Raw genomic sequence first — 15,809 nt, forward strand, 5'->3', positions numbered from 1 at the left:
GGGCTCGCGGTGCGGGTGGGGGCAGGCACTCAGTGGCGTCGTACGAAGACCACGTCCCAGACGCCGTGCCCCAGCCGCAGGCCGCGGTTTTCGAACTTGGTCAGGGGGCGGTATTCGGGTTGCGGTGCAAAGCCCTGGGCGGTGTTGGCGAGCAGCGGCTCTGCGCCCAGTACCTGCAGCATCTGCTCGGCATAGGGTTGCCAGTCGGTGGCGCAGTGCAGGTAGCCGCCGGGCTTGAGGCGCGCGGCCAGCTTGGCAACCAGCGGTGCCTGGATCAGGCGGCGCTTGTTGTGCTTTTTCTTGTGCCAGGGATCGGGAAAGAAGATATGGATGCCGTCCAGGCACGCGGGCGCGAGCATGTGGTCGATCACCTCGACGGCATCGTGCTGCAGGATGCGGATGTTGGTCAGGCCCTGTTCGCCGATGCGCTTGAGCAGGGCGCCGACACCGGGCTCGTGCACTTCGCAGCACAGGAAATTGTCGTTCGGGCGCACGCGGGCGATATGGGCCGTGGCCTCGCCCATGCCAAAGCCGATTTCGAGCACCAGCGGGGCGCTGCGGCCAAAAGCGGCATCGGCGTCGAGCGGCGCCGCCTTGTAAGGCAGTACAAAGCGCGGCCCGAGGTCTTCAAAGGCCTTGGCCTGGCCCGTGGTGGTGCGGCCCGCACGGCGCACAAAGCTCTTGATGGTTTTGGGATAGGCCACACCGGCAGGTGGTGTGCCGGCGGTCGCATCGGCTGCAGTGGCTGCAGGGTGCGCGGGGGCTGGGGCAAGGGTGGGATCGATCACGGTGGTCGATTGTAGTTTCGCGCCCAGGCGTTGACCCACATCTCCAGGGCCTGCGGCAGTGATTTTTGGTGCGCTGGCGCCAGCGCCGGCAGGCCCAGCACCTGGGCGGCTTCGCCCAGGGCCTGCAAGGGGTCGCGAAGATCGAGCGCTGCAGCGCCGTTTTGCTTGGAAAGCTTTTCGCCATTGGCGCCGCAGACCAGCGGGGTGTGCAGGTAGCTGGGCGTGGCAACACCCAGCGCCTGCTGCAGCAAAATCTGGCGCGGCGTGTTGTCGGCCAGGTCTTCGCCGCGTACCACATGCGTGATGTGCTGGGCCGCATCGTCCACCACCACGGCTAGCTGGTAGGCCCACAGGCCGTCGGCGCGGCGCAGCACAAAGTCGCCGACCGCACTGGCCACCTGTTGTGACTGCAGGCCGAGGCGGCGGTCCGACCAGTGCACCGTGTCATTGGCTATTGAAAATATTGCTGAATGCGCCTTATCCACGGGTTCGAGCGGCTGATTTTTCAGGAAATCCGTGGCGTTGAAACGCCAGGATCGCGCGGGCCGCCCGCGCAGGCCGTGGCGGCACGTGCCGGGGTAGGGCAAGGCGGCATGGCGCGCGCGGCCATGGCCTTGCGCCGCGTGGGCGTCTTCGATGTCCTTGCGCGAGCAGGCACAGGGGTAGGCATGGCCTTGCACGATGAGCTGCTCCAGCGCCTGCTGGTACAGCGCACCGCGGGTCGATTGCCACACCGGTGGTTCATCGGGCACCAGCCCGCAGGTGGCCAGCTGCTGCAGGATGAGCTCGGCAGCGCCAGGAATGCAGCGCGGTGTGTCCACGTCCTCGATGCGCACCAGCCAGCGCCCGCCTTGGCCGCCATTCCAGGCGCGCGCATCCAGCCAGCTGGCCAGCGCAGCGACCAAGGAGCCCGCATGCAGCGGGCCGGTGGGCGAGGGGGCAAAGCGGCCCTGGTAGGTGCCGGTCTGCCGCTGGGCCCCTTCGCCGTGCGTCATGCCACGGCGAGTGCCAGCTCCAGACCGGACACAAAGGCATCTTCCAGGCGGTGGCCCAGGCACCAGTCGCCGCAGGCGCCCAGGGCCAGGCTGGCATCCCACAGGTGGCTCTGGCCCAGGGGCTGGGTGGTTTGCGCATAGCGCCAGCGGCGCGTGTCGGCATGGGCGGGTTGCGCACGGATGCCGGTCACCTCGGCAAACGCCTTGAGCAGCTTCGATTGCACGCGCTCCACATCGTCTTCGAGGTGTTCTGCCGACCAGGCCGGACTGGCTTGCACCGTCCAGCGCTCGATGGTGGTGCGGCCGGGTTTGGACGACTCGCGTGCCAGCCATGCAATGCGGTGGTGGGTGCTGCGCGCGGCGTTCCACTGCGGCCCCAGGGTGGTCAGGCCCGGGCGCACGGCCTGTGGGTAGGCGAGCATCAATGTCCAGCAGGGGGCGGTGTGCACGCTGGAAAGGGCGGCCGTCAGAGGGGTGTCCAGAGCTGAAGCCGCCAGCAGCGCCTGGGCGGGCGTGGCGGGCTGGGCCAGCAGCACCGCATCGAAGCCGGCGTAGACATGCTGTGCGCCGCCGGATCCTTCGGTACGCAGCTGCCAGTGGGCGTTGTTGAGGGGGTCGCGTTCGATGCTGCTCACGCGGGTGTCGGTGATGAGCTGGCCGGCCTGCAGCAGCGGGGCGGCCCAGGTGGTGACGAGGGCGTTCATGCCCGGACTGGCCACCCAGTGTGGTTCGCGGGTAGGCAGGCCCGCCGCTGCCACGCGGCCTGCCGCGTCGAGCACGCGCACGGCGTTGGCGCTCCAGGGTCGGCACAGACCGGGCACGGTTTCGATCGCCTTGGCGAAGCGCGGGTCCCGCACGGTGAAATATTGCGCGCCCGCATCGAAGCTGCCGAACGGCGAATCGATGGTGGTGGTGCGCCCGCCGGCCCGGGGCGATTTTTCAAAAATGGTGACCTGGTGGCCCGCTTGCACCAGTGTGCGCGCGCAGGCCACGCCCGCCATGCCGGCGCCAATGATGGCGAAATGGCGCGGTGCCTTTGCTGCCTTCGCGGCCTTGCCGGATGGGCGTTGTGCGGGTGCTGATGCCTGGGTGCCGGGGCGTCGGGGCCGTTTGGCGGGGCGGGAAACAGGTGAAGTCATGGAAGGCCTTTCGGAGACGGTCGGCTGCAGAAATATGACAAGGGCCACTCTACACGCCCGGCGCGGGGTCGGGCATCAGAAATGGTGGTGGTTTTCCAGCAGGGCCCTGCGCGTGGCCGGGCTTTGCAGCTGGTTCAGCCACCACTGCAGTGCCCGCCCGGGCGCCGTGAAGCCAGGTCCACCCCATGCGTAGTGGATGCGCATGTTGCGCTCCGGGCGGGCCACGCGGCGCGCCACCAGGTGGCCGGCTTCCAGGTAGGGGCGCACCATGGGTTCGGGCAGAAAGCCGCCGCCCAGGCCGCGCAGCTGTGCCTGCACCTTGGCCTGCATGGTGTCCACGGTGAGCACGTCCTGCCCGCCCAGCAGGCCCATGGTGGCGCCACCGCGCCGCGCAGAGTCGGCCACGGCCACGGCGCGGTGCTGCAGCAAGGTGGCGTCGGTGATGGGTTCGGGCACCGAGGCCAGCGGGTGGTGGGGCGCCACCACGTAAATGAACAGAAGCTCGCCCAGCAGCCCCTGCTGCAGGCCGGCCACGTTGGAGCCCTCGACCGAGACGCCGATGGCCAGGTCGGCATTGCCCGATGTCAGTGCTTCCAGGGTGCCGGTCATGATGCCGTCGCGCAGCTTCAGGTGCGTGGGCGGGGCCATGGCGTAGAACGCATCCACGAGCTCCAGCAGGGTGTGGGGCGAGACCACGCCGTCCACGGCAATCGTGAACTGGGGTTCCCAGCCCGTGGCCACGCGGCGCACTCGGTTGGCCACGGCATCGATCTCGCGCAGCAGCCGTGCGCCCTCGCGCAGCAGCTCGGCGCCGGCTTCGGTGGGCCGCGCCTGGCGGGCCGTACGGTCAAAGAGCAGGACATCCAGGGCGTCCTCGATCTGGCGCACCCGATAGGTCAGCGCGCTGGGGACCAGGCCCAGGTGCCGGGCCGCTGCAGCAAAGCTGCCGGTTTCCGAAATCACCTGTAGCATGGCAAGGCTGTCCGGCGTGAGAACATCGTAGGGGTGGGGCATGGTGCGGAAATATTAGTTCAGATATTTTGAACGATTCCGACAATCCTGCAGGCTCCGCGATGGCGGCCCGCCCAATACAGTGGAGTCTTGAAAGGAGCAATCACCATGCTGACTGTTCGTAAATCGCAAGACCGGGGCCACGCCGACCATGGCTGGCTCAATTCCTTCCACAGTTTCTCGTTTGCGGGTTACTACGATCCCCGCCATATGGGCTTTGGCAACCTGCGCGTCATCAACGAAGACCGCATTGCATCCGGCACCGGCTTTGGTACCCACAGCCACCGCGACATGGAAATCATCAGCTATGTGCTGTCGGGAGAATTGGCCCACAAGGACAGCATGGGCAACGTGAAGGGCATTCCCCCGGGCGATGTCCAACGCATGAGCGCCGGCACTGGCGTGACGCACAGCGAGTTCAACCATGCTGCCGGCCAGACCACGCATTTCCTGCAGATATGGATCCTGCCCAACGTGCGGGGCATTGCGCCCAGCTACGAGCAAAAGACTTTTGCCGACGCTGAAAAGCGCGGTGTGCTGCGGCTGGTGGCATCTCCCGATGGTGCGCAGGGCTCGGTCGTGGTGCATGCCGATGCCGCGCTGTATGCCGGGCTGCTGGATGGCCTGGAGGCCGTCACCCAGCCCCTGAACCCGGCTCGCAAGACCTATGTGCACCTGGTGCGCGGTGCGCTGCGTGTCAATGGCCAGCCATTGGCCGGCGGCGATGCCGCGCTGCTTGAAAACGAGTCCTCCCTGGCGTTGACCGATGGCCACGACGCCGAGGTGTTGGTGTTTGATCTGGCCGCTTGAGTTATTGAGTTTTTTTCCTTCATCTTTTTCAGGAGTCCACCATGCTTTCTTCTCTGCAAAATCCCCTGGCCCTTGTGTCTCGCCTGCTGTTCGCCGTGCTGTTTCTGCCCGCGGGCATTGGCAAGTTCACCGGCTTTGCCGGCACGGTGGGCTATATCTCTTCGGTGGGGCTGCCCATGCCCACCGTGGCGGCGGCCGTTGCCGCAGTGGTCGAGGTGGTGGGCAGCCTGGCGCTGATCGTGGGCTTTGGCACGCGCTTTGCCGCGCTGGTTCTGGCCTTCTTCACGCTGGTGGCCAGCTTCTCCTTTCATCCCTACTGGGCGGTGCCAGCCGATCAAGTAATGATCACGCAGCTGCTGTTCTTCAAGAACATCGCCGTGGTGGGTGGCTTGCTGGCGCTGACGGCGTTTGGTGCCGGCGCCTGGAGCGTTGACGGCCAGCGCGAAGGCCGCTGAGCCTCGATGGTCCGGCCCCCGTCCCCTGGGCGGGGTCCGGAGTTCTTGTTTCCACGCAGAAAGCACCACCCTCCATGTCCCTGATTGCAGTGGTTTATCACTCGGGCTATGGCCACACCCAGCGCCTGGCGCAGGCCGTGGCCGACGGCGCCGGTGCCGATGCCCAGCTCATCGCGATTGATGCCGACGGCAACCTGCCCGAAGGCGGCTGGGACACCCTGCTGGCCGCCCAGGCCATCATCCTGGGTTCCCCGACCTACATGGCGGGCCCCAGCTGGCAGTTCAAGAAATTTGCGGATGCCTCGTCCAGGCCCTGGTACAACCAGGCCTGGAAAGACAAGCTGTTTGCGGGCTTCACCAACAGCGCCAGCCCCAGTGGCGACAAGCAGATCACGCTGGACTATCTGTTCCATCTGGCCATGCAGCACGGTGGCCTGTGGGTGGGCGCGGGGACCCTGCCCGCCAATGCGAAAGCGGCCACGCGCAGCGATGTGAACTGGCTGGGTGCGTTCAGCGGAGCCATGGCACAGTCGCCCTCCGATGCCTCTGCGTCCGAGATGTTTGCCGGCGACCTGGAAACCGGCCGGCGGCTGGGCCAGCGCGTGGCAGCGGTTGCGGCGCGGCTTGGTTCCTGATCCACTGAACCCTTTTGGAGTCCGAAATGGCCATTGAGCTCAATCGCATCACATCCGCGCCCATGGCGCAGACGCTGACCATCCGCAGCCACGCGCTGGTGGTCGATGGCACTGCCGAAGAGGGTGGAGACGACGCCGGCCCCAATCCGCACGACCTGTATGACGCGGCGCTGGGTTCGTGCAAGGCCCTTACCGTGCTCTGGTATGCGCGCCGCAAGGGCATCCCGGTGACCGACGTGCGCACGGTGATCGAGCGCGACGCGTCGGCCGAACGCGCGGGCACCTACCGCCTTGCGGCCCGCATGCAGATCAGCGGGGATCTCAGCGACGCCCAGCTGCAGGAGCTGCAGGCCGTGGCGCACAAATGCCCGGTGCACAAGCTCATGACGGCCGTCACCACGGAAATCACCACCACCGTGGAGCGCATGGCATGAGCGGCGAACCTCTCCTGCGGCTGAAGGGGCACGACAAGGATCTGGGCGGTGGCTTCACTGTGCGCCGCCTGCTGCCTTCGCTGCAGCGCAGGACCGTAGGGCCTTTTCTGTTCTTTGACCACTTTGGCCCCGTCACGGTGCACCCGCGGGACGAGTACGACGTGCGCCCGCATCCACACATCGGCCTGGCCACGGTGACGTATCAGTTCGAGGGTGCGATGATGCACCGCGACAGCCTGGGTTCCCTGCAGCAGATCGAGCCCGGCGCCATCAACTGGATGACCTCGGGGCGTGGCATCGTGCATTCCGAGCGCCGCCCCGAGACCCTGGCCGGTCGCGACTACGTGAACCATGGCGTGCAGCTGTGGGCTGCGCTGCCGCGTGAGCACGAGGAGGTGGCGCCCGCCTTTGTGCACACGCCCGCCGAGGCCATCCCCGAGGTGCGCGTGGGCGACGCCGTGGTGCGTGTGCTCATTGGCACCGCTTTTGGGCAGACCTCCCCCGTGGCTACTTTCGCCCCCACGCTGTACCTGGACGTGCAACTGCCCGCTGGTGCCGCTCTGGATCTGCCCGCGCTGGCCCCCGAAATGGCGATCTACAGCGTGAATGCCGACCTGTTGCTCGACGGCGAGGCCGCGCCCCTGCCGGCGCTCACCCTGGGCGTTCTGCCCCAGGGGCAGGGCACCACGGTGCGCTGCCCGGCAGACGCCGTGACCAGCCCGCCGACCCCTCCAGGTGCTGGTGCGCGCATCGTGGTCATCGGTGGTGCACCGCTGGATGGGCCGCGCCACATGTGGTGGAACTTTGTCTCCAGCCGCAAGGAGCGCATCGTGCAGGCGGCGCAGGACTGGGAAGACCAGGCTATGGGCAAGGTGCCGGGCGAGGTGGAGTGGATTCCATTGCCCGAGCGCCGTTTCAAACCCTGATGCCGGTGGCCAGGCCGCGCGCGAGCGTATTTTGATGAAATAAGGGTCTAGCGCTTATGGGATAAGCGCTTTCTGCTCACTTCTCAATAGCGTTTTCAGGCGCGGTGCGCAGGGTGCCGGAGGACAGGTCGGTGGCCAGCGTGCGGCGCTCGTCGAACACGAAACAGCCGCCGTGGTAGTGCGCGCCATCTGTTTCCTCGAAATATTTCAGGATGCCGCCTTCGAGCTGGTACACGTGGGTGAGGCCCTCTTCGCGCATCAGGATGGCGGCCTTTTCGCAGCGGATGCCGCCCGTGCAAAAGCTCACCACCGTCTTGTCCGCCAGATCACTCTTGTGGGCCCGCAGCGCCGGGGGGAACTCGGTGAATTTGTCGATACGCCAGTCGATGGCGTTGTCGAATGTGCCTTCATCCACCTCGAAGGCGTTGCGCGTGTCCAGCGTCACCACGGGGCGGCCCGTGTCGTCATGGCCCTGTTCCAGCCAGCGGCGCAGGGTGGCCGGCGTGACGGCAGGCGCCCGGCCCTCGGAGGGCTGGATCGCGGGGTGGTCCATGCGGATGATCTCGCGCTTGACCTTGACGAGCATCTTGCGAAACGGCACGGTGTCCGACCAGCTCTCCTTGGGGGCGAGGTCGGCAAAGCGCGGGTCGGTGCGCAGGGCATCGACAAAGCCGTGCACCGCCGCTGCCGGGCCCGCCAGAAACATGTTGATGCCTTCATGGGCCAGCAAGATGGTGCCCTTGAGCGCAGCGGCCAGGGCGCGCTCGTGCAGAAGATCGCGCAATGCCGCTGCATCCGGCAGGGGCACGAACTTGTAGCAGGAGATGTTCAGAACAGTATTCATGGCAGAAATTTCGCGATGGCACCTGGCCCGCATCCGGGCACTGCGCCGGGGTCACTCTCCGGCGTTGGGTACCCGCAGCGGGGATTCGATCTTGCTGGCCAGCTGGGCAAGGGCCGGTGACGCGGCACAGCCCGGTGTCCGCAGCAGCGCTTTTGCAGTGGGCGCTACGGAGGGGGTTGGGTGGCTGGATGAAGGGGGCAGCACGTCGCTCATTGCATAACCTTCAGTTGCTGCAGTGCACGCAGGGCCTCGGCATCGGTGCGGTACATGGCCAGCCCCGCGCCGGGCGCCAGCACCCCTGCGCGGCGCAGCACCTGCTCCACCGGAAGCTTGAGGCCGCTCAGATGCAGCGTGCCTGTTCGGGTGCGCATGGTGGCCAGCAGGTTGGCGAAGGTTTCCACACCGGTCATGTCAATGCGGTTGATGGGCTGGGCCAGCAGGCAGACATGCACCACATCGGGGTGTGCAGCCAGGTGGTCCATCACCCGGCGTTCGAGTGCGCTGGCGGAGGCAAAGTCGAGTTCGGCGTCCATGCGCAAGGCCAGCAGGTGCGGCGCCAGTGCCGGCAGTTGCCACAGGTGCCGGTCGCGCAGGCTGCCGTCGGGATGCAGCCCCACTTCGATGATGCGCGGGTGCAGGCGCTGGTAGAGGAAATGGCTCAGGTTCATCAGCAGGCCCACCAGCACACCCCAGTACATGCGGGGGGCCGTGGCCAGCGTCAGGCCAAAGGTGATGCCGGAGATGACCGCCTCGACGCGGGAAATGCGCCACAGCCGCAGGAAGCTGGCGGGTTGGATCAGGCTGGTGACGGCTGTCACCACCACGGCTGCCAGCACCGATTGCGGCACATGGTAGAGCGCTGGGGTCAGCCACAGCAGCACCACCAGCACCAGCGCGATGGCAAACACGGTGGCCCAGCCGCTGCGGGCCCCGGCATACAGGTTGATGGCCGAGCGCGAGAACGAGGCGCTGGTGGCGAAACTGCCGCACAGGCCGCTGCTGATCTTGGCCAGGCCTTGGCCGATCAGGTCCTGGTTCTCGTTCCAGCGCTCGCCCGAGCGCTGGCTGTCCACCTTGGCACTGGACGCTGTCTCCAGGAAGCTCACCAGCGTGACCACCAGCACCGGCATCACCAGGGCCGCAAAGCTGGACCAGGGCAGGACGCCCGGCCAGTAAAGGCTGGGCAGGCCGGCAGGCAAGGCGCCCACCACTGCGCCGTCGGCCTCGGCGTAGCCCAGGGCCCAGCTGAGGGCCCCGGCCGCCCCCAGCACCACGATCGCGGCCGGAAAACCCGGACGCAGCCTGCGCGCCAGCATCAGTAACACCAGGCTGCCCAGCCCGAAGGCTGCTGCGGTCAGGTCGAAGTGGCCCAGCGAGGGGGTCGTCCACAAGGCCCCCAGATCGGAGCGCAGACCTGTCAGCGCGCCGAGCTGAGACGACAGAATCAGCAGCGCCGCCGCCTGGGTGAAGCCGTTGAGCACCGGCGAGGTCACGAGGTTGAGCAGCCAGCCAAAGCGCGCCAGTCCCATCACCAGCTGCAGCAGGCCCGACAGGATCGCCATCCAGGCGGCCATGGCCACCCACTGCGCGCTGCCGGGCTCGGCCAGGCCCGAGAGCGACGCGCCGATCAACAGGCTGGTGAGGGCCGTGGGCCCCACTCCCAGGCGCGTGGAAGCGCTGAACAGCACGGCCACCAGCGCCGGTACGAGGGAGGCATAGATGCCTGTTACCAGCGGCATACCCGCCAGGGCGGCGTAGGCAACGCCCTGCGGCACCAGCATCAGGCCCACGGTCATGCCGGCCCAGAACTCCCCCCTGAGCAAGGCGCGGTCAGGGCGCGGCCAGGCCAGAAAAGGCAGCCAGCGGGACAAAGGGTGAATCGACATCCCCACTATTGTCGCTGTTGTGCGGGCTCGGCGCCTTGCGCGCCGCGCTGCGCGCTCCCTCTGCGGGAGGGTAGTGACTGGCGATGTTGTCCTACAGTCCATTCGGCGCTTTCCGACCCTGGCGGGTGTGTAGCTTGCCTACATTCACACCATCTTTAAGGAGTCGCACATGAATATTCGCCATTTCCCGCACAGCAGCTCGCAGCGCATCTGGACCATTCTCGGTGCCAGTGCCCTGGCGTTTGGGCTGGCCGCCTGCAGCAAGCAGGAGGAACCCACCGTGGGACAAAAGCTCGATTCCGCTGTGCAGAAAACCGAACAGGCAGCCGCAGAGGCGCAGACAAAGGCCGAAAGCGCACTCAAGAATGCGGAAACCAAGGTGGAGGAAGGTGCCGCCAAGGTGCAGTCGGGCGCTCAGGAAATGGGCAGTGCCGCGATGGGTGCCGTGGATGACGCCACCATCACGGTGCAAGTGTCTGCCGGCCTGGCCAAGGACCCCGACCTGAGTGCGTTCAAGATCGATGTGGACACCCGTGCCGGTGCCGTCACGCTCACAGGCCCCGCACCCAATGCAAGCGCCCGCGAGCGTGCTGAAACCATCGCCAAAGGCGTCAAGGGTGTGATGTCGGTGACCAACAACCTCAAGGTCGCCAGCTGATATCCGGCATCCTGGGGGCGCCGCTGGGGATGCGCTTTGGCGCGGACGTGCGGCAGTCGGACGGTGCTGTCGCGCGCTACCATGCCAGGCATGAATGAAGACAACGCTTTCGGCCCCGCCACCCGCATCGTCCACCACGCCTACACACCTCCCGCCGGGTTTGTCGCACCCCAGCCTGGCGTTTTCAAGGCCTCCACCGTCATTTTTCCCAACGTGGCGGCGATGCGGTCGCGCGAATGGAAAGACAAGAGCGGCTACACCTATGGCCTGCACGGCACGCCCACCACCTTCATCCTGGAAGAGCGCCTGTGCGCGCTGGAGGGCGGGCTGCAGTGCGTGCTGGTTCCCAGCGGCTTGGCGGCGATTGCCAACGTGGCGCTGGCCTTGCTCCGGCCCGGGGATGAAGTCCTGATTCCAGACAATGCCTACGGCCCCAGCAAGGATCTGGCCAACGGGGAGCTGGCCCGTTTCGGCATTCGTCACGTACTGTATGACCCCCTCGATCCCACGGATCTGGCCGCGCGCATCACTTCGGAAACCCGGCTGGTGTGGCTGGAAGCACCCGGGTCGGTGACCATGGAGTTTCCCGATCTCTGCGAACAGGTGCGTATCTGCCGTGCCCGGGGTGTGATGTCGGCACTCGACAACACCTGGGGCGCCGGCCTGGCGTTTGCGCCCTTCGATCTGGGCGGGGATGGCAGCGGCAGCCTGGCGGTCGATGTATCGGTCCATGCGCTCACCAAATACCCCAGCGGCGGTGGCGATGTGCTGATGGGCAGTGTCATCACGCGCGACCTGGCCCTGCACATGAAAATCAAGCTCACGCACATGCGGCTGGGCCTGGGCATTGCCGCCAACGACGCAGAAGCCGTGCTGCGTGCCCTGCCCAGCATAGGCTTGCGTTACCGCGCGCACGACGCGGCGGCACGCCAGCTGGCGCTGTGGATGCGGCAGCAGAGCGCCGTGGCCCAGGTGCTGCACCCGGCACTGCCCGGCGCCCCGGGCCACGCCCACTGGCGGGCCCTGTGCGGCGCTGCCAACCATGGCGACGGCGCTGCGGCTGGCTTGTTCAGCGTGATGATCGATGCGCGCTACAGCCAGGCCCAGGTCGATGCGTTCTGCGACGGCCTGCGCCTATTCAAGCTGGGCTACAGCTGGGGCGGCCCCATGAGCCTGGTGGTGCCCTACCAGCTGGCGTCCATGCGCAGCCGCCCTGTGCCGCACCTGCAGCCTGGCACGCTGGTGCGCTTTTCTGTGGGGCTGGAGGAGGTGGAAGACCTCCGCCAGGATTTGCAGCAGGCCATGGCCCGGGCTTTCGGCGCGGTCTGATGGCCTGATGGCACGGGGGCTGGCCGCTGGGGTGGTAGTTTCCTCAGTGGCGCGTGGCGGGCAGGTGGCTTAGGGTGTTGACATATATCAACGGGCGTTGCGCCCACCGACCCAGCCCGTCTCCGCAACTTGTTGCCATTACCGCCATGTCCGCACATCCCTCCGCCCAGGTTCCACCTGCCACAGCCGTGGCGATCACGCTCAACCCCCTGCGCCTGACCGATCCTTTTCGCTGGTTGCGCAAGGGCATGCAGGATGTCGCCGCCGCCCCGGGCATTGCCCTTTTTTATGGCGCATTTTTCTGGGGCATGGCGCTGGTGCTGGGCTGGGTGTTTCGCACGCGGCCCGAATACACCATGTCGCTGGCCAGCGGATGCCTGCTGCTGGGGCCATTTCTGGCGATGGGCCTGTATGACACCAGCCGGCGCCGCGAGGCGGGCCAGCCGTCCGATCTGGGGCAATCCATCACCTGCTGGGACAGTCACATGGGCAGCATGGGCATGCTGGTGCTGGTGCTGGTGGTGCTGGAGCTGCTGTGGGGCAGGGCATCGCTGGTGGTGTTTGCCGTGTTCTTCAATACCGGCATGCCTTCCACCACCGGGGTGATGGCGGCCATCTTCAACCCCCAGAACTGGGGCTTTGTCGGCGTTTATCTGGTGGTGGGCGGTGCCTTTGCTGCGCTCGTTTTCTCGACTTCGGTGGTTTCCATTCCGATGATCCTGGACCGTGACACCGATGCGCTGACCGCGGGCATCACCAGCATGCGGGTGGTGCTGGAGAATTCCGCCGTCATGCTGTTGTGGGGGCTGTTGATCACGCTGATCGTCGCCGTGTCGCTGTGGCTGTGGGGGGCCGGCCTGCTGCTCGCTGGCCCGGTGCTGGGCCATGCCAGCTGGCATGCCTATCGCGCGGCGGTGTCTTCTGTGCCACGCGTGGCGGTTTGAGGGCGCCCTGAGGGCAAACTGTTAAAGTGGACTCCTACTTCAGGAAGCAAATACCTTGGCAACACCCAACTACGGATACGAAAAGCGCCAGCGCGAGCTCGCCAAAAAGCAAAAAAAGGAAGAGAAGCTCAAAGCCAAAACCCAGCGCAGGCCCGATGAGCCGCAACAAGACCAGCCGGTCGGCGGGCCTGCAGCGTTTGCCTCTCCCGCACCCGCCGAACCTTCGGAGCCTGCCGGCCATTGATTTTTTCCAGGGCTCTTAACGCAAGAGCTTCTGGAGTTCCGGCCACACGTTGGCCAGCATCTGTGGATGCGCCTCGGCGCGCGGGTGGATGCGGTCTGGCTGGAACAGCCGGGTAGGGTCGGGCCCATCGGCCACGCCCTTGAGGAAAAACGGCACCACACCCGCCTTGTGCGCCTTGGCTACCGCCGCAAAGGTGGACGCAAAACGGTTGGCGTAGTCGGTACCGTAGTTGGGCGGCACCTGCATTCCCACCAGCAGTACCTTGGCTCCCGATTTCTGCGCTGCCTGCACCATCCACGCCAGGTTTTCCTCGGTATTTTTCAGTGGCAGGCCCCGCAGGGCATCATTGCCGCCGAGCTCGATCACCACCTGGCTGGGCTGGTGCTGTGCCAGCAGCGCCGCCAGGCGCGAACGCCCGCCGGAGGTGGTTTCTCCACTCACGCTGGCATTCACCACGGTGGCTGCGATCTTTTCCTGCGCCAGGCGCTTTTCCAGCAAAGCCACCCAGCCGGTGCCGCGCGCCAGGCCGTATTCGGCGCTGAGCGAGTCACCGAGCACCAGGATGACCTTGGGCCGCGCCGAGGCTGTCTGTACCTTGCCGCCCGGTTGTGCCATGGCCACAGGGGTGCAAAGGCCCACCAGTGCGCCGGCTGCTGCTGTCAGGATAAAGTGGCGTCGATGCAGATCGCAAATCACAATAAAAAGCCTTTCATGTCCGAAACCTCCCCCACGCCTGCCACACCCATTATTGCGGTCGAGCATGTATTCAAGTCGGTGACCGACTCCACCGGTACGCTGGACATTCTGCGGGATATCGATTTCCGCCTGGCGCCTGGGGAAACCGTGGCGATTGTCGGCGCATCAGGCTCGGGCAAAAGCACCCTGCTGTCCATCATTGCGGGTCTTGACACCCCCACGCGCGGCACCGTGCGGCTCGATGGCCAGGATCTGTTTGCGCTGGGCGAAGACGGCCGCGCCGCGCTGCGCGCGCAAAAGGTGGGCTTCGTTTTCCAGAGTTTCCAGCTCATGGGCAACCTCACGGCGCTCGAAAACGTCATGCTGCCACTCGAACTGGCCAATCGCAGCGATGCCCGCGCGGCCGCCACCGAGATGCTCAGGCATGTCGGGCTGGGACAGCGCCTGGGGCATTACCCCAAGGTGCTCAGCGGCGGGGAGCAACAGCGCGTGGCGCTGGCGCGCGCTTTCGTGATGCGGCCGGCCGTGCTGCTGGCCGACGAGCCCACCGGAAGCCTCGATTTCGCGACCGGCGAGACCATCATGCAGCTGATGTTTGACCTCAACCGCGAGCAAGGCACCACGCTGGTACTGGTCACGCACGATCGTGCCATTGCCCAGCGCTGCGACCGCCTCATCAGCATCGTGGCCGGCCAGGTCAGTCCCTGACCCCGCCGACGCTTCAGGGGGCCGGGTGTTTGTGCGCTGGATCTGCCCAGCGGCAGGCCACGGCCGTGAACAGCACATCGGTGGATGAATTGAGTGCTGTCTCGGCCGAGTCCTGCAGGATGCCGATGATGAAGCCGATGGCCACGACCTGCATGGCCACATCGTTGCTGATACCGAACAGGCTGCACGCCAGCGGAATCAGCAGCAGCGAGCCGCCGGCCACGCCCGAGGCGCCACAGGCGCACACGGCCGCCACCACGCACAGCAGCAGGGCGGTCGGTGCGTCCACCGCAATGCCCAGGGTGTGCGCTGCCGCCAGCGACAGCACGCTGATGGTGATGGCCGCACCGGCCATGTTGATGGTTGCGCCCAGTGGAATGGCGATGCTGTAGGTGTCTTCGTTCAGGTTCAGGCGTTTGGCCAGCGCGAGGTTGATGGGGATGTTGGCCGCCGAGCTGCGCGTGAAGAACGCCGTCACGCCGCTTTCGCGCAGGCAGGTGAATACCAGCGGATAGGGATTGACGCGCAGCGCCAGAAAGACGATGAGCGGATTGACCGCCAGCGCCACAAACACCATGCAGCCCAGCAACACGGCCAGCAGGTGCGCATAGCCCCACAGCGCCTGCGTGCCGGCTTCCGCGAAGGTGCTGGCCACCAGGCCCAGAATGCCCAGGGGCGCAAAGCGGATCACGACCTGGATGATGGTGGAGATGCTGGCCGACACATCGTGCATGACGGCGCGCGTGCCTGCGCTGGCGTGTCGCATGGCCAGCCCAAGGCCCACCGCCCAGGCGAGGATGCCGATGTAGTTGGCATTCATCAGAGCCCGCACGGGGTTGTCCACCACGTTCATGAGCAGCGCCAGCAGCACATCCTGGATGTTCGTTGGGCCATTGGCCGCATTCGCAGGCGCCTGCAGCGCCAGGGTGGACGGAAACCACAGGCTGGCCGTGACGCCCACGACGGACGCCGCCAGCGTGCCCACCAGGTACAAAAACAGCACCGGTCGCATGTGGGTGGCTTCGCCGGGCTTGTGGTTGCTGATGGCGGAAATCACCAAGCTGAACACCAGCACGGGGGCTACGGCCTTGAGGGCAGAAATGAACAGCGTGCCCAGAATGGCCACCTTGGGTGTGGCGGCCGGAAGGAACACGGCCAGAGCAATGCCTGCAAACAGGGCTATCACAATCTGCGTGACCAGGCTTGTGCGCTGTACCCAGTGAAGCGGGTGAAGAATCATGGTGTTGAGCAAAGGTAAAACAGGCCAGTGGGTGCGGCAACAAATGCAAAAAACAGCCGCCCCCCAA

Annotated in this window: 18 protein-coding genes; 10 read left to right on the forward strand and 8 right to left on the reverse strand. The window is 66.2% G+C overall.

Going from position 1 to position 15,809, the window contains the following annotated elements; translation table 11 throughout:
• Nucleotides 1-29 precede the first annotated feature (29 nt).
• From trmB to AC1RDS_RS04740, 4 genes are all read right to left on the reverse strand, one after another.
• A complete protein-coding gene (gene trmB, locus AC1RDS_RS04725) occupies nt 30-788 on the reverse strand; it encodes a tRNA (guanosine(46)-N7)-methyltransferase TrmB (protein ID WP_092698176.1) in 759 nt (252 codons plus the stop codon).
• Nucleotides 785-1,783 carry a tRNA glutamyl-Q(34) synthetase GluQRS gene (gene gluQRS / locus AC1RDS_RS04730; RefSeq protein WP_287880274.1) on the reverse strand — a complete coding sequence of 333 codons (999 nt, stop codon included), beginning with the start codon at nt 1,781-1,783 and terminating at the stop codon, nt 785-787. The genes trmB and gluQRS overlap by 4 nt, the downstream gene beginning before the upstream one ends.
• Nucleotides 1,780-2,922: an NAD(P)/FAD-dependent oxidoreductase gene (locus tag AC1RDS_RS04735; RefSeq protein ID WP_287880271.1), complete on the reverse strand. Its 1,143-nt coding sequence runs from the start codon at nt 2,920-2,922 to the stop codon at nt 1,780-1,782. The genes gluQRS and AC1RDS_RS04735 overlap by 4 nt, the downstream gene beginning before the upstream one ends.
• Before the next feature lie 75 nt (nt 2,923-2,997).
• Complete coding sequence (locus AC1RDS_RS04740; RefSeq protein WP_287880269.1) at nt 2,998-3,936, reverse strand: LysR family transcriptional regulator; 939 nt, start codon at nt 3,934-3,936, stop codon at nt 2,998-3,000.
• Between the two features lie 105 nt (nt 3,937-4,041).
• Here AC1RDS_RS04740 and AC1RDS_RS04745 point away from each other — a divergent pair, with 105 nt between their 5' ends.
• The 5 genes from AC1RDS_RS04745 (at nt 4,042) to AC1RDS_RS04765 (ending at nt 7,193) form a co-directional block, all read left to right on the forward strand.
• Nucleotides 4,042-4,743, forward strand: coding sequence for a pirin family protein (locus tag AC1RDS_RS04745; protein ID WP_092698168.1), 702 nt, complete (start codon nt 4,042-4,044; stop codon nt 4,741-4,743).
• A gap of 41 nt (nt 4,744-4,784) precedes the next feature.
• Nucleotides 4,785-5,198: a DoxX family protein gene (locus AC1RDS_RS04750; RefSeq protein ID WP_092698166.1), complete on the forward strand. Its 414-nt coding sequence runs from the start codon at nt 4,785-4,787 to the stop codon at nt 5,196-5,198.
• 74 nt (nt 5,199-5,272) lie between these two features.
• Entirely contained in the window at nt 5,273-5,833 is a 561-nt protein-coding gene (locus AC1RDS_RS04755) for a flavodoxin family protein (RefSeq protein ID WP_092698164.1), read from the forward strand.
• Between the two features lie 26 nt (nt 5,834-5,859).
• The gene (locus AC1RDS_RS04760) at nt 5,860-6,267 is read left to right on the forward strand and encodes an OsmC family protein (RefSeq protein ID WP_092698162.1); all 408 of its coding nucleotides are present in this window, start codon (nt 5,860-5,862) and stop codon (nt 6,265-6,267) included.
• Nucleotides 6,264-7,193: a pirin family protein gene (locus AC1RDS_RS04765; RefSeq protein ID WP_092698160.1), complete on the forward strand. Its 930-nt coding sequence runs from the start codon at nt 6,264-6,266 to the stop codon at nt 7,191-7,193. Before AC1RDS_RS04760 ends, AC1RDS_RS04765 begins: the two co-directional genes overlap by 4 nt.
• Nucleotides 7,194-7,269: 76 nt before the next feature.
• Here the strand turns inward: AC1RDS_RS04765 and AC1RDS_RS04770 are convergent, their stop codons facing one another.
• Both AC1RDS_RS04770 and AC1RDS_RS04775 read right to left on the reverse strand, forming a co-directional pair.
• Nucleotides 7,270-8,037: a sulfurtransferase gene (locus AC1RDS_RS04770; RefSeq protein WP_092698158.1), complete on the reverse strand. Its 768-nt coding sequence runs from the start codon at nt 8,035-8,037 to the stop codon at nt 7,270-7,272.
• Nucleotides 8,038-8,246: 209 nt separating this feature from the next.
• On the reverse strand, nt 8,247-9,923 hold the full coding sequence (locus AC1RDS_RS04775; RefSeq protein WP_092698156.1) for a SulP family inorganic anion transporter: 1,677 nt from the start codon (nt 9,921-9,923) through the stop codon (nt 8,247-8,249).
• 169 nt (nt 9,924-10,092) lie between these two features.
• On the opposite strand from AC1RDS_RS04775, the gene AC1RDS_RS04780 reads away from it, so the two are divergent.
• The 4 genes from AC1RDS_RS04780 to AC1RDS_RS04795 all read left to right on the forward strand — a co-directional run bounded on the left by AC1RDS_RS04780 (nt 10,093) and on the right by AC1RDS_RS04795 (nt 13,098).
• A complete protein-coding gene (locus tag AC1RDS_RS04780; protein WP_092698154.1) occupies nt 10,093-10,581 on the forward strand; it encodes a BON domain-containing protein in 489 nt (162 codons plus the stop codon).
• Between the two features lie 81 nt (nt 10,582-10,662).
• Entirely contained in the window at nt 10,663-11,910 is a 1,248-nt protein-coding gene (locus AC1RDS_RS04785; protein ID WP_287880258.1) for a PLP-dependent transferase, read from the forward strand.
• A gap of 146 nt (nt 11,911-12,056) precedes the next feature.
• Nucleotides 12,057-12,854, forward strand: a complete 798-nt coding sequence (locus AC1RDS_RS04790) for a DUF2189 domain-containing protein (RefSeq protein WP_287880256.1) — start codon at nt 12,057-12,059, stop codon at nt 12,852-12,854.
• Nucleotides 12,855-12,909: 55 nt separating this feature from the next.
• A complete protein-coding gene (locus AC1RDS_RS04795) occupies nt 12,910-13,098 on the forward strand; it encodes a hypothetical protein (RefSeq protein WP_092698150.1) in 189 nt (62 codons plus the stop codon).
• Between the two features lie 15 nt (nt 13,099-13,113).
• Here AC1RDS_RS04795 and AC1RDS_RS04800 read toward each other — a convergent pair whose 3' ends face one another.
• On the reverse strand, nt 13,114-13,794 hold the full coding sequence (locus AC1RDS_RS04800; RefSeq protein ID WP_092698148.1) for an arylesterase: 681 nt from the start codon (nt 13,792-13,794) through the stop codon (nt 13,114-13,116).
• A gap of 15 nt (nt 13,795-13,809) precedes the next feature.
• Between AC1RDS_RS04800 and AC1RDS_RS04805 the strand changes: the two genes are divergently transcribed.
• The gene (locus AC1RDS_RS04805; RefSeq protein WP_287880252.1) at nt 13,810-14,502 is read left to right on the forward strand and encodes an ABC transporter ATP-binding protein; all 693 of its coding nucleotides are present in this window, start codon (nt 13,810-13,812) and stop codon (nt 14,500-14,502) included.
• Nucleotides 14,503-14,515: 13 nt separating this feature from the next.
• On the opposite strand, the gene sstT is transcribed toward AC1RDS_RS04805, so the two are convergent.
• Entirely contained in the window at nt 14,516-15,742 is a 1,227-nt protein-coding gene (sstT, locus tag AC1RDS_RS04810) for a serine/threonine transporter SstT (RefSeq protein ID WP_287880250.1), read from the reverse strand.
• Nucleotides 15,743-15,809: the final 67 nt, after the last annotated feature.

This window comes from Acidovorax sp. GW823-FHT02H02 (assembly GCF_058797075.1).